We start from the raw sequence: 13,921 nt of genomic DNA on the forward strand, positions 1-13,921 counted from the left end.
ATCCTCAATATTGCAATAAGACTTATAAATAAAGTGGATTTGGGTTAAGATGTCTTTCAGGAAAGCAGAGGACAGATGCAAGAATTTTGTATGTCTGGCACTGACTTTCCGAATTAATTGATTGTTATTGTTGGAGTTATCTCTGGCTGGAATGTGTCGAACATCTCCTGCTACGTTGACAGCGCTGCGATAAAGATGGCAGAAAAGGTGTTATACCTTTAATGTAATTTACATAAACCTGCGAACATCTAAATATCCTGAACGTTTAAGAGAATAAAAATAACGTCATGAAACGTGCTTTCTGACTGTTGATATAAAGCAGCACAATAACTATCTGTCAGGCAGTCTGCCGGGCCGGGATGCGAGGGAAAACCTTCAGAGGGAATTGCTTAACTGTTACACACAGCTTCAACCCGGGCAGCTCCGCACGAGCAACCTGAAAGTGAATAGATATGATAAATGCAAATCGTCCGATAATGAATCTCGACCTCGATCTGCTGAGAACGTTTGTTGCGGTCGCCGATCTCAACACTTTTGCAGCAGCTGCTGCCGCCGTTTGCCGAACTCAGTCCGCCGTTAGCCAGCAAATGCAGCGGCTGGAGCAGCTGGTCGGTAAAGAGCTTTTTGCACGTCACGGGCGTAATAAGCTCTTAACGGAACACGGTATTCAGCTACTGGGTTATGCCAGGAAAATTCTTCGCTTTAATGATGAAGCATGTATGTCATTAATGTTTAGCAACCTTCAAGGGGTGCTAACGTTAGGCGCATCTGATGAGTCAGCGGATACTATATTGCCGTTTCTTCTCAATCGTATTAGTTCGGTTTATCCGAAGCTTGCGCTGGACGTTAGCGTAAAACGTAATGCCTTTATGGTTGAGATGTTAAATGAGCATAAAGTCGACCTGGTGGTGACGACGCATCGTCCCGGGCAGTTTGATTGCCTGACGCTGCGTACATCGCCTACGCACTGGTATTGCGCAGCCGAATACGTGCTGCAAAAAGGGGAGCCGGTTCCGCTGGTATTACTGGATGACCCGAGCCCGTTCCGCGATATGGTGCTCACTGCGCTGAATGAGGCCAACATTCCGTGGCGTCTGGCGTATGTGGCTTCCACGCTGCCAGCGGTTCGTGCCGCCGTGAAGGCTGGTCTGGGCGTAACGGCCCGTCCGGTAGAGATGATGAGTCCCGATCTGCGCGTCCTGGGGAAATCCGATGGTCTTCCTGCGCTGCCGGATACGGAGTATCTGCTCTGCCACAATTCGTCCAGCCATAACGAGTTGGCAAAAGTGGTGTTCGAGGCGATGGAAAACTACCATAACCCCTGGCAGTTCGAGCGCATTACCTCCGAAGGGGGGGATGATTCCCTGATCGTCGAAGGGGATTTTGAGTGATCGATAGCTCAATATTCTGGTAACAAAATGTAAGTGTAAAAAACAGCCACTCGTGTGATTTTCACATGCAGTGGCTTTTTTTACGCAATAATACCCGCCTATGGCGCAAGGGTTTTCAGGATACTCTCTTATTTATCAATAAGCTGAATGCTTTTGCTTAAAACTTGTCCGTTTTCCGTTCTAACTTCGCCCATATCCCTCTCATGTTAAAAAAACAGGAAATATGTTGCCGTTTTCCATGTTGAATTAACAAAAGCGTGTCGCAGATCAAGAAAATACTCCTATTTGGGGGGAGGAATCGTTGGCAAATCCTGTCAAAATAGGAGGGTTATTTTTTTTACTTCCGAAACGGACACGATTCAACAACATACATTTGACGGAAAGTCATGCACCCACCAGGGTTAAAGGGCACCAAATGTTAATGAGAATCGCTCGATGTAATTTAATGTGAAGAAACCTTTGTTAAAGTTGACAATAGGTTATAGAAAGGAGTAAAAAACCCCATCATTTTGCTGTCTACGTCTCATTTCGGACAGTTAGTGTAAGGTTATTTGTTCCTCCCCATGAATCGATGTGATGCCCATCTGCCAGCAAGAGCAGTGTCGTTGGTATCACTTTTGATGAGTAAGCAATGAGTATGTCAACATCCACAGAAGTCATCGCTCATCACTGGGCATTCGCAATCTTTCTTATTGTAGCCATTGGCCTGTGCTGCCTGATGTTAGTCGGCGGCTGGTTTCTGGGCGGTCGCGCCCGTGCAAGGCACAAAAACACACCTTTCGAATCAGGTATTGATTCAGTAGGTTCCGCTCGCTTACGCCTGTCTGCCAAGTTCTATCTGGTAGCCATGTTCTTCGTCATCTTCGACGTGGAAGCGCTTTACCTTTTCGCATGGTCAACGTCCATCCGCGAAAGTGGTTGGGTGGGCTTTGTCGAGGCCGCAATTTTCATTTTAGTGCTACTGGCCGGTCTGGTTTATCTGGTGCGTATTGGCGCGCTTGACTGGACGCCTGCGCGTTCACGTCGTGAACACATCAACCCGGAAAACAGTATCTCTAATCGTCAGCAGTAACAGCGAGGCAATAAGATGGATTATACGCTCACCCGCATAGATCCTAACGGTGAGAATGACCGTTACCCCCTGCAAAAACAGGAGATCGTAACCGACCCCCTGGAGCAAGAAGTCAATAAAAGCGTGTACATGGGCAAGCTCGAACATGCCATGCACGATATGGTCAACTGGGGTCGTAAGAACTCCATCTGGCCTTACAACTTTGGCCTTTCTTGCTGCTACGTTGAAATGGTGACGTCATTCACTGCGGTGCATGACGTTGCGCGTTTTGGGGCCGAGGTACTCCGTGCTTCCCCGCGTCAGGCTGACCTGATGGTGGTAGCCGGTACGTGCTTTACCAAGATGGCACCTGTTATTCAGCGTCTTTATGACCAGATGCTGGAGCCAAAATGGGTTATCTCCATGGGCGCATGTGCAAACTCTGGCGGTATGTACGACATTTATTCCGTCGTGCAGGGCGTAGATAAATTTATCCCAGTGGATGTGTACATCCCGGGTTGTCCGCCACGTCCGGAAGCCTACATGCAGGCGCTGATGCTGCTGCAGGAATCTATCGGTAAAGAACGTCGCCCACTGTCGTGGGTTGTTGGCGATCAGGGTGTGTATCGCGCGAACATGCAGTCTGAGCGCGAGCGTAAACGTGGTGAACGTATTGCCGTCACCAACCTGCGTACGCCTGACGAAATTTAATTTGCGCCTGTAGGCCTGGAGAACACCTTCGCATATCACTACTCAAATAGCGCGAAGCCAGGCTCAACAGTCACCACGGACCATTTGCAATGGTGAACAATATGACCGACTTAACCGCGCAAGAAGCCGCCTGGCAGACCCGGGATCATCTGGATGACCCAGTCATTGGCGAACTGCGCAACCGTTTTGGGCCGGATGCCTTTACTGTTCAGGCTACCCGCACCGGGGTACCCGTTGTTTGGGTGAAGCGTGAGCAATTGCTGGAAGTTGTCGATTTCCTCAAGAAATTGCCAAAACCGTACGTCATGCTGTTTGACTTACACGGCATGGATGAACGTCTGCGTACCCACCGCCAGGGTCTCCCTGCTGCGGATTTTTCCGTTTTCTACCACCTGATCTCAATAGACCGTAATACGGATATCATGCTCAAGGTGGCATTGTCTGAAAACGACATGCATCTGCCGACAATCACCAAACTTTTCCCGAACGCGAACTGGTATGAGCGTGAAACCTGGGAAATGTTTGGCATGACCTTCGACGGCCACCCGCATCTGACGCGCATCATGATGCCGCAGACCTGGACCGGCCACCCGCTGCGTAAAGACTACCCGGCACGTGCAACCGAATTCGATCCGTTTGAGCTGACCAAAGCCAAACAGGATCTGGAAATGGAAGCGCTGACCTTCAAACCGGAAGACTGGGGCATGAAGCGCGGTACCGACAACGAGGACTTCATGTTCCTCAACCTCGGTCCAAACCACCCGTCTGCGCACGGTGCATTCCGTATTATTCTTCAGCTTGATGGCGAAGAGATTGTCGACTGCGTTCCGGACATCGGCTACCACCACCGTGGTGCTGAGAAGATGGGCGAGCGTCAGTCCTGGCACAGCTACATTCCGTATACCGACCGTATCGAGTACCTCGGCGGCTGCGTCAACGAAATGCCATACGTGCTGGCCGTTGAGAAACTGGCGGGTATCGTTACGCCGGATCGCGTTAACGTGATTCGCGTTATGCTGTCAGAACTGTTCCGTATCAACAGCCACCTGCTGTACATCTCCACGTTCATTCAGGACGTCGGCGCGATGACCCCGGTCTTCTTCGCCTTTACCGACCGTCAGAAAATTTACGATCTGGTGGAAGCGATTACCGGCTTCCGTATGCACCCGGCCTGGTTCCGTATCGGCGGTGTGGCACACGATCTGCCGCGCGGCTGGGACCGTCTGCTGCGTGAGTTCCTCGACTGGATGCCAAAACGTCTGGCCTCTTACGAGAAAGCCGCGCTGCGTAACACCATCCTGAAAGGCCGTTCCCAGGGCGTTGCTGCCTACGGCGCGAAAGAAGCGCTGGAGTGGGGTACGACAGGTGCAGGTCTGCGTGCGACCGGTATTGATTTCGACGTGCGTAAAGCGCGCCCTTACTCTGGCTACGAGAACTTCGACTTTGAAGTCCCGGTGGGCGGCGGTGTTTCCGACTGCTACACCCGCGTGATGCTGAAAGTGGAAGAGCTGCGCCAGAGTCTGCGCATCCTTGAGCAGTGCCTCAACAACATGCCGGAAGGCCCGTTCAAGGCGGATCACCCGCTGACGACGCCGCCACCGAAAGAGCGCACGCTGCAACATATCGAAACCCTGATCACCCACTTCCTGCAGGTTTCATGGGGTCCGGTCATGCCGGCGCAAGAATCCTTCCAGATGATTGAAGCGACCAAGGGTATTAACAGTTACTACCTGACCAGTGACGGCAGCACCATGAGCTACCGTACCCGCGTACGTACGCCGAGCTTTGCGCACCTGCAGCAGATCCCGTCCGCCATCCGCGGCAGTCTGGTCTCCGACCTGATTGTGTATCTGGGTAGTATCGATTTTGTTATGTCAGATGTGGACCGCTAATTATGCACGAGAATCAACAACCACAAACCGAGGCTTTTGAGCTGAGTGAAGCAGAACGTGCCGCCATTGAGCACGAGATGCACCACTACGAAGACCCGCGTGCGGCGTCCATTGAAGCGCTGAAAATCGTACAGAAACAGCGTGGTTGGGTGCCGGATGGGGCGATCTATGAGATCGCGAAAGTGCTGGGTATTCCGGCAAGTGACGTAGAGGGCGTAGCCACGTTCTACAGCCAGATCTTCCGTCAGCCGGTAGGCCGCCATGTGATCCGCTACTGTGACAGCGTTGTCTGCCACATCACCGGTTATCAGGGCATTCAGGCTGCGATTGAGAAAAAGCTCAATATCAAGCCGGGCCAGACCACGTTCGATGGACGCTTTACCCTGCTGCCAACCTGCTGCCTGGGTAACTGCGACAAGGGGCCGACCATGATGATTGATGAGGACACTCACAGCCATCTGACGCCGGAAGCGATTCCTGACCTGCTGGAGCAGTACAAATGAAAACTGTAATTCGTACTGCTGAGACGCATCCGCTGACCTGGCGTCTGCGCGATGACAAACAGCCGGTATGGCTCGATGAATACCAGAGCAAAAACGGCTATGCCGGCGCGCGTAAAGCCCTTGGCGGCATGGCGCCGGACGACATCGTTAATGCGGTGAAAGACTCCGGCCTGAAAGGGCGCGGCGGTGCGGGCTTCTCCACCGGTCTGAAGTGGAGCCTGATGCCGAAAGACGAATCCATGAACATCCGTTACCTGCTGTGTAACGCCGATGAAATGGAGCCGGGCACCTATAAAGACCGCCTGCTGATGGAACAGCTGCCGCACCTGCTGGTGGAAGGCATGCTGATCTCCGCGTTTGCGCTGAAAGCCTACCGTGGCTACATCTTCCTGCGCGGTGAGTACATCGAAGCGGCGGAAAACCTGCGTCGCGCGATTGCCGAAGCCACCGAAGCGGGCCTGCTGGGTAAAAACATTCTGGGTACCGGCTTTGACTTTGAACTGTTCGTGCACACAGGCGCAGGGCGTTATATCTGCGGTGAAGAAACCGCGCTGATTAACTCCCTGGAAGGCCGCCGCGCGAACCCGCGTTCCAAGCCACCGTTCCCGGCAAGCTCCGGCGTATGGGGTAAACCGACCTGCGTAAACAACGTTGAAACCCTGTGTAACGTTCCGGCTATCCTCGCCAACGGCGTGGAGTGGTATCAGGGCATCTCCTCAAGCAAAGATGCTGGTACCAAGCTGATGGGCTTCTCTGGTCGCGTTAAAAATCCTGGCGTCTGGGAACTGCCGTTCGGTACCACCGCACGTGAAATTCTTGAGGACTACGCTGGCGGCATGCGCGATGGCCTGAAATTCAAAGCCTGGCAGCCGGGTGGGGCAGGGACAGACTTCCTGACCGAAGCCCACCTTGATCTGCCAATGGAATTCGAAAGCATTGGTAAAGCAGGCAGCCGTCTGGGTACGGCGCTGGCGATGGCCGTCGACCACGAGATCGGCATGGTCTCGCTGGTGCGTAACCTGGAAGAGTTCTTCGCCCGCGAGTCCTGCGGCTGGTGTACACCGTGCCGTGATGGTCTGCCGTGGAGCGTGAAGATCCTGCGTGCAATCGAACGTGGCGAAGGCCAGCCTGGGGATATCGAGACGCTTGAGCAACTGTGTCGATTCTTAGGCCCGGGTAAAACCTTCTGTGCCCACGCACCGGGTGCCGTCGAACCTCTGCAGAGCGCGATCAAATATTTCCGCGACGAGTTCGAAGCAGGTATCAAGCAGCCGTTCAGTAATACCCATGCGATTAATGGGATTCAGCCGAACCTGCTTAAAGCGCGCTGGTAACGACAAGAATTTTGATTAACGCTCGGTTTCGACCGAGCCAACTGGAAGCATGCTAATGGCTACGATTCATGTAGACGGCAAAGAATACGAAGTCAACGGGGCGGACAACCTGCTGGAAGCTTGTCTGTCTCTTGGCCTCGATATTCCGTACTTTTGCTGGCATCCGGCGCTGGGCAGCGTCGGTGCTTGCCGCCAGTGTGCGGTGAAGCAATATCAAAACGCGGAAGACACGCGTGGTCGCCTGGTGATGTCCTGTATGACGCCAGCCACCGAAGGCACTTTTATTTCGATTGATGACGAAGAAGCCAAACAGTTCCGCGAAAGCGTTGTGGAATGGTTGATGACCAACCACCCGCACGACTGTCCGGTCTGTGAAGAGGGCGGTAACTGCCACCTTCAGGATATGACCGTGATGACCGGCCACAGCTTCCGTCGCTATCGCTTTACCAAGCGTACCCACCGTAACCAGGACCTGGGGCCGTTCATCTCTCACGAAATGAACCGCTGCATCGCCTGCTACCGCTGCGTGCGTTACTACAAAGACTACGCAGACGGTCAGGATCTGGGCGTATATGGCGCGCACGATAACGTCTACTTCGGTCGTCCGGAAGACGGTACGCTGGAAAGCGAATTCTCTGGTAACCTGGTAGAAATCTGCCCGACCGGCGTATTCACCGATAAAACCCACTCCGAGCGTTACAACCGTAAATGGGACATGCAGTTTGCGCCAAGCATCTGCCAGCAGTGTTCCCTCGGCTGTAACACCAGCCCGGGTGAGCGTTACGGCGAGCTGCGTCGTATCGAAAACCGTTACAACGGTACCGTTAACCACTACTTCCTTTGCGACCGCGGTCGTTTCGGCTATGGGTATGTGAACCTGAAAGACCGTCCGCGTCAGCCGGTTCAGCGCCGTGGCGACGACTTCATCACCCTGAACGCTGAGCAGGCGATGCAGGGCGCGGCAGATATTCTGCGTCAGTCGAAGAAAGTGATCGGTATCGGCTCCCCGCGCGCCAGCATCGAAAGCAACTTCGCGCTGCGCGAGCTGGTTGGAGCGGAAAACTTCTATACCGGTATCGCCCAGGGTGAGCAGGAACGTCTGCAGCTGGTACTGAAAGTGCTGCGTGAAGGCGGTATTCATACCCCTGCGCTGCGCGAAATCGAATCTTATGATGCGGTCCTGGTGCTGGGTGAAGACCTGACGCAGACGGGCGCACGCGCGGCTCTGGCGGTTCGTCAGGCGGTGAAGGGTAAAGCACGTGAAATGGCAGCGGCGCAGAAAGTGGCTGACTGGCAGATTGCGGCGATCCTGAACATCGGCCAGCGCGCGAAGCATCCTCTGTTTGTGACCAACGTCGATAACACCCGTCTGGACGATATCGCTGCGTGGACCTACTGCGCGCCGGTTGAAGATCAGGCTCGTCTTGGCTTTGCGATTGCCCACGCGCTGGATAGCAGCTCGCCGGCCGTTGAGCTGGATCGCGACCTGCAGAACAAGGTCGACGTGATTGTTCAGGCCCTGGCGGGTGCGAAAAAACCGCTGATTATTTCCGGTACCAACGCCGGTAGCGCCGAGATCATTCAGGCGGCAGCCAACGTTGCCAAAGCCCTGAAAGGCCGCGGTGCGGACGTCGGTGTGACCATGATTGCCCGTGCGGTGAACAGCATTGGTCTGGGCATGATCGGCGGCGGCTCGCTGGAAGAAGCGTTAAGCGAACTGGAATCCGGTGCCGCTGACGCCGTTGTGGTGCTCGAAAACGACCTGCATCGCCACGCCTCTGCCGCTCGCGTTGACGCCGCGCTCTCCAAAGCGCCGCTGGTGATGGTCATTGACCATCAGCGAACCGCGATCATGGACAAAGCGCACCTGGTGCTTTCTGCGGCAAGCTTCGCAGAAAGCGACGGTACCGTTATCAACAACGAAGGTCGCGCCCAGCGTTTCTTCCAGGTTTACGACCCGGCGTACTACGACAGCAACACCGTGATGCTGGAAAGCTGGCGCTGGCTGCACTCCCTGCACAGCACCGTGCAGAGCCGTGAAGTGGACTGGACGCAGCTCGACCACGTTATCGACGCGGTAGTGGAAAAACTGCCTCAACTGGCAGGCATTAAAGATGCCGCACCTGAAGCAAGCTTCCGCATTCGCGGCCAGAAACTGGCGCGTGAACCGCACCGCTACAGCGGCCGTACCGCGATGCGCGCCAACATCAGCGTGCACGAACCGCGCCAGCCGCAGGATAAAGACACCATGTTCGCCTTCTCCATGGAAGGGAACAACCAGCCGTCTGCGCCGCGTTCGCAAATCCCATTCGCATGGGCGCCGGGTTGGAACTCCCCGCAGGCATGGAACAAGTTCCAGGCTGAAGTGGGTGGCTCCCTGCGCCACGGCGATCCGGGCGTGCGTCTGATTGAAGCCTCCGAAACCGGTCTGGACTTCTTCACCACCGTTCCGGCGAGCTTCCAGGCGCAGGACGGCAGCTGGCGTATCGCGCCGTACTACCATCTGTTCGGTAGCGACGAGCTGTCCCAGCGTTCACCTGTCTTCCAGACCCGTATGCCGCAGCCGTACATCAAGCTTAACCCGGCTGATGCCGCGAAGCTTGGCGTTAACGCGGGCGCGAACATTGCCTTTAGCTATGACGGCCAGACAATCAGCCTGCCGCTGATTATCTCCGAAGGTCTGACAGCAGGGCAGGTGGGTCTGCCGATGGGTATGCCTGGCATCGCGCCGGTTCTGGCGGGTGCGCGTCTTGATAATCTGCAGGAGGCAAAAGCATGAGTTGGTTAACGCCGGATCTTATCGACATCCTGCTGAGCATTCTGAAAGCGATTGTTATCCTGCTGGTGGTGGTCACCTGCGGCGCGTTCATGAGCTTTGGTGAACGTCGTCTGCTCGGTCTGTTCCAGAACCGTTACGGACCGAACCGCGTGGGCTGGGGTGGTTCACTCCAGCTGGTCGCGGACATGATCAAGATGTTCTTTAAAGAGGACTGGATCCCTCGCTTCTCTGACCGCGTGATCTTTACTCTGGCACCGATGATCGCCTTCACCTCGCTGCTGCTGGCGTTTGCTATCGTGCCGGTTAGCCCGACCTGGGTGGTCGCTGACCTGAACATCGGCATTCTGTTCTTCCTGATGATGGCAGGCCTCGCGGTTTACGCGGTGCTGTTCGCAGGCTGGTCCAGTAACAACAAATACTCGCTGCTGGGTGCGATGCGTGCTTCCGCGCAGACGCTGAGCTACGAAGTGTTCCTGGGGCTTTCCCTGATGGGCGTGGTGGCGCAGGCCGGTTCATTCAACATGACCGACATCGTCAATAACCAGGCCGACATCTGGAACGTTATCCCGCAGTTCTTTGGGTTTATTACCTTTGCTATCGCGGGCGTGGCGGTGTGTCACCGTCACCCGTTTGACCAGCCAGAAGCCGAACAGGAACTGGCCGACGGTTACCACATCGAATATTCCGGTATGAAATTCGGTCTGTTCTTCGTGGGCGAGTACATCGGTATCGTCACCATTTCCGCGTTGATGGTAACGCTGTTCTTTGGTGGCTGGCATGGCCCGTTCTTACCGCCGTTCATCTGGTTCGCGCTGAAAACCGCGTTCTTCATGATGATGTTCATTTTGATTCGCGCAGCGTTACCGCGTCCGCGTTATGACCAGGTAATGTCCTTCGGCTGGAAAGTGTGCCTGCCGCTGACGCTCGTCAACTTGTTGGTAACGGCGGCTGTCATTCTCTGGCAGCAGCCATAAGGGGCTATAGACCATGACCTTAAAAGAATTACTGGTAGGCTTTGGTACCCAGGTACGCAGTATCTGGATGATCGGCCTGCACGCGTTTGCCAAACGCGAAACCCGGATGTACCCGGAAGAGCCGGTATATCTGCCGCCGCGCTACCGTGGCCGTATCGTGCTGACGCGCGACCCGGACGGTTCTGAGCGCTGCGTTGCCTGTAACCTGTGTGCGGTAGCGTGTCCGGTAGGCTGTATCTCTTTGCAGAAAGCAGAGACGGTAGACGGCCGCTGGTACCCTGAGTTCTTCCGCATTAACTTCTCACGCTGCATCTTCTGCGGTCTGTGTGAAGAAGCGTGCCCAACCACGGCGATTCAGCTGACTCCAGACTTCGAGCTGGGTGAGTACAAGCGTCAGGACCTGGTGTACGAGAAAGAGGATCTGCTGATTTCCGGTCCGGGCAAATACCCGGAATATAACTTCTACCGGATGGCGGGTATGGCAATCGACGGCAAAGATAAGGGCGAAGCAGAGAACGAAGCTAAGCCTATCGACGTCAAGAGCCTGTTACCGTAAGGAGAGGGCAATGGAATTCGCTTTTTATATCTGTGGCCTTATCGCCATCCTGGCTACGCTGCGAGTGATTACGCACACCAATCCGGTGCATGCGCTGCTGTACTTAATCATCTCGCTGCTGGCCATTTCCGGGGTGTTCTTCGCACTGGGCGCGCACTTCGCCGGTGCGCTGGAAATCATCGTCTACGCCGGGGCCATCATGGTGCTGTTCGTGTTCGTGGTGATGATGCTGAACCTGGGCGGCTCTGAAATTGAGCAGGAACGTCAGTGGTTAAAACCGCAGGTGTGGATTGGTCCGGCAATTTTGTCGGCCATCATGCTGGCGGTGATTGTTTACGCCATTCTGGGCGTCAACGATCAGGGCATCGACGGCACGCCGATCGGCGCTAAAGAGGTCGGTATCACGCTCTTTGGCCCATACGTTCTGGCGGTTGAACTGGCCTCAATGCTGCTGCTGGCAGGTCTGGTTGTTGCTTTCCACGTTGGCCGAGAAGAGCGTGCTGGCGAGGTGCTGAGCAACCGCACTGACGACCGCGCGAAAAGAAAAACGGAGGAGCGCGCATGATCCCCTTAACACATGGACTGATCCTCGCTGCGATTTTATTCGTTCTGGGTTTGACCGGTCTGGTTATCCGCCGCAATCTGCTGTTTATGCTGATCGGTCTGGAAATCATGATTAACGCCTCCGCGCTGGCCTTCGTGGTCGCCGGAAGCTACTGGGGCCAGACCGATGGTCAGGTGATGTACATTCTCGCCATCAGCCTTGCGGCTGCCGAAGCGAGTATTGGCCTGGCGCTGTTGCTGCAGCTCCATCGTCGCCGCCAGAACCTGAACATCGATTCAGTAAGTGAGTTGCGTGGATGAACATGCTTGCCTTAACCATTATTTTTCCGCTGATTGGCTTCGTGCTGCTGGCGTTTTCTCGTGGCCGCTGGTCTGAGAATCTGTCTGCGACCGTGGGCATTGGCTCCATCGGTCTGGCTGCGCTGGTAACGGCGTATGCGGGTATCGACTTCTTTAACAACGGGCGTCAGCCTTTCAGCGTGCCGCTGTGGACCTGGATGTCGGTCGGTGATTTCAACATCGGCTTCAACCTGGTGCTGGATGGCCTCTCGCTGACCATGCTCTCCGTGGTCACCGGCGTTGGCTTCCTGATCCACATGTTCGCCTCCTGGTATATGCGCGGTGAAGAGGGTTACTCCCGCTTCTTCGCCTACACCAACCTGTTTATCGCCAGCATGGTGGTTCTGGTGCTGGCCGATAACCTGCTGCTGATGTATCTGGGCTGGGAAGGCGTAGGTCTGTGTTCTTACCTGCTGATCGGTTTCTACTACACCGATCCGAAGAATGGCGCAGCGGCCATGAAAGCGTTCGTCGTGACCCGCGTGGGTGACGTCTTCCTCGCTTTCGCGCTGTTCATTCTTTACAACGAACTGGGCACGCTGAACTTCCGCGAAATGGTGGAACTGGCGCCGGCGCACTTCGCTGCAGGCAACAACATGCTGTGGTGGGCAACGCTGATGCTGCTGGGTGGCGCCGTGGGTAAATCCGCGCAGCTGCCGTTGCAGACATGGCTGGCCGACGCGATGGCGGGTCCAACCCCTGTCTCCGCGCTGATCCACGCCGCGACCATGGTAACCGCCGGTGTCTACCTGATTGCGCGTACCCATGGCCTGTTCCTGATGACCCCGGAAATTCTGCATCTGGTGGGTATCGTCGGTGCGGTCACCCTGGTGCTGGCAGGCTTTGCCGCGCTGGTGCAGACCGACATCAAACGCGTTCTCGCGTATTCCACCATGAGCCAGATTGGTTACATGTTCCTGGCGCTGGGCGTTCAGGCGTGGGACGCGGCCATTTTCCACCTGATGACGCACGCGTTCTTTAAAGCGCTGCTGTTCCTCTCATCCGGTTCCGTGATTCTGGCCTGCCATCACGAGCAGAATATCTTCAAGATGGGCGGACTGCGTAAGTCCATTCCGCTGGTTTATGTCTGCTTCCTGGTGGGCGGCGCGGCGCTGGCGGCACTGCCGCTGATCACCGCGGGCTTCTTCAGTAAGGACGAAATCCTTGCGGGTGCCATGGCGAATGGTCATATCAATCTGATGGTTGCGGGTCTGGTCGGTGCGTTCATGACCTCCCTGTATACCTTCCGTATGATTTTCATCGTATTCCACGGTAAAGAACAAATTCACGCTCACGCAGGGAAGGGGATTACCCACCACCTGCCGCTGATTGTGCTGCTGGTACTGTCCACCTTCGTTGGCGCGATGATTGTGCCACCGCTGCAGGGCGTACTGCCAGACACCACCGAGCTTGAGCACGGTCGCGTTCTGACGCTTGAAATCACCTCCGGTGTGGTCGCTATCGCGGGCATCCTGATCGCTGCATGGCTGTGGCTGGGCAAACGTACGCTGGTGACTGCCGTTGCCAACAGCGCGCCGGGCCGTCTGCTGGGCACCTGGTGGTACAACGCGTGGGGCTTCGACTGGCTGTACGACATGATCTTCGTTAAGCCGTTCCTGGGCATTGCGTGGCTGCTGAAGCGCGACCCGCTGAACAGCCTGATGAATATCCCGGCGATCCTTTCCCGCTTTGCAGGTAAAGGCCTGCTGTACAGCGAGAACGGTTACCTGCGCTGGTATGTGGCGTCCATGAGCATTGGTGCGGTTGTCGTGCTGGCGCTGCTGATGGTGTTGCGTTGATCGTTAAGTGAATTTTATTCGAATTCGT

At 55.4% G+C, this 13,921-nt stretch carries 12 protein-coding genes; all 12 read left to right on the forward strand.

Annotation, left to right across the window (positions count from 1 at the left end; all coding sequences use genetic code 11):
• Window positions 1–452: 452 nt before the first annotated feature.
• The 12 genes from lrhA (at window position 453) to nuoL (ending at window position 13,893) form a co-directional block, all read left to right on the forward strand.
• Window positions 453–1,391, forward strand: a complete 939-nt coding sequence (gene lrhA / locus INF68_RS17300) for a transcriptional regulator LrhA (protein ID WP_047174162.1) — start codon at window positions 453–455, stop codon at window positions 1,389–1,391.
• Window positions 1,392–2,022: 631 nt separating this feature from the next.
• The gene (gene nuoA / locus INF68_RS17305; RefSeq protein ID WP_014171000.1) at window positions 2,023–2,463 is read left to right on the forward strand and encodes an NADH-quinone oxidoreductase subunit NuoA; all 441 of its coding nucleotides are present in this window, start codon (window positions 2,023–2,025) and stop codon (window positions 2,461–2,463) included.
• Window positions 2,464–2,478: 15 nt separating this feature from the next.
• The gene (gene nuoB, locus INF68_RS17310; RefSeq protein WP_003861482.1) at window positions 2,479–3,153 is read left to right on the forward strand and encodes an NADH-quinone oxidoreductase subunit NuoB; all 675 of its coding nucleotides are present in this window, start codon (window positions 2,479–2,481) and stop codon (window positions 3,151–3,153) included.
• Between the two features lie 89 nt (window positions 3,154–3,242).
• On the forward strand, window positions 3,243–5,045 hold the full coding sequence (gene nuoC, locus INF68_RS17315; protein WP_023312537.1) for an NADH-quinone oxidoreductase subunit C/D: 1,803 nt from the start codon (window positions 3,243–3,245) through the stop codon (window positions 5,043–5,045).
• 2 nt (window positions 5,046–5,047) lie between these two features.
• Window positions 5,048–5,548: an NADH-quinone oxidoreductase subunit NuoE gene (gene nuoE / locus INF68_RS17320; RefSeq protein WP_006176513.1), complete on the forward strand. Its 501-nt coding sequence runs from the start codon at window positions 5,048–5,050 to the stop codon at window positions 5,546–5,548.
• A complete protein-coding gene (gene nuoF / locus INF68_RS17325) occupies window positions 5,545–6,882 on the forward strand; it encodes an NADH-quinone oxidoreductase subunit NuoF (protein ID WP_023312536.1) in 1,338 nt (445 codons plus the stop codon). The genes nuoE and nuoF overlap by 4 nt, the downstream gene beginning before the upstream one ends.
• 55 nt (window positions 6,883–6,937) lie before the next feature.
• On the forward strand, window positions 6,938–9,661 hold the full coding sequence (gene nuoG / locus INF68_RS17330) for an NADH-quinone oxidoreductase subunit NuoG (protein WP_023312535.1): 2,724 nt from the start codon (window positions 6,938–6,940) through the stop codon (window positions 9,659–9,661).
• The gene (gene nuoH / locus INF68_RS17335) at window positions 9,658–10,635 is read left to right on the forward strand and encodes an NADH-quinone oxidoreductase subunit NuoH (protein ID WP_008500211.1); all 978 of its coding nucleotides are present in this window, start codon (window positions 9,658–9,660) and stop codon (window positions 10,633–10,635) included. Before nuoG ends, nuoH begins: the two co-directional genes overlap by 4 nt.
• 13 nt (window positions 10,636–10,648) lie before the next feature.
• Window positions 10,649–11,191 (forward strand): NADH-quinone oxidoreductase subunit NuoI, encoded by a 543-nt coding sequence (nuoI, locus tag INF68_RS17340; protein ID WP_003861491.1) that lies wholly within the window; start codon window positions 10,649–10,651, stop codon window positions 11,189–11,191.
• A 10-nt stretch (window positions 11,192–11,201) separates the two neighbouring features.
• Window positions 11,202–11,756, forward strand: a complete 555-nt coding sequence (gene nuoJ, locus INF68_RS17345; RefSeq protein WP_023312534.1) for an NADH-quinone oxidoreductase subunit J — start codon at window positions 11,202–11,204, stop codon at window positions 11,754–11,756.
• A complete protein-coding gene (nuoK, locus tag INF68_RS17350) occupies window positions 11,753–12,055 on the forward strand; it encodes an NADH-quinone oxidoreductase subunit NuoK (RefSeq protein WP_003861496.1) in 303 nt (100 codons plus the stop codon). Before nuoJ ends, nuoK begins: the two co-directional genes overlap by 4 nt.
• Window positions 12,052–13,893 carry an NADH-quinone oxidoreductase subunit L gene (gene nuoL, locus INF68_RS17355; protein WP_014884634.1) on the forward strand — a complete coding sequence of 614 codons (1,842 nt, stop codon included), beginning with the start codon at window positions 12,052–12,054 and terminating at the stop codon, window positions 13,891–13,893. Before nuoK ends, nuoL begins: the two co-directional genes overlap by 4 nt.
• Window positions 13,894–13,921 lie beyond the last annotated feature (28 nt).

The sequence above is a fragment of the Enterobacter cloacae complex sp. P16RS2 genome (assembly GCF_014982155.1).
Classification (GTDB): domain Bacteria; phylum Pseudomonadota; class Gammaproteobacteria; order Enterobacterales; family Enterobacteriaceae; genus Enterobacter; species Enterobacter cloacae_M.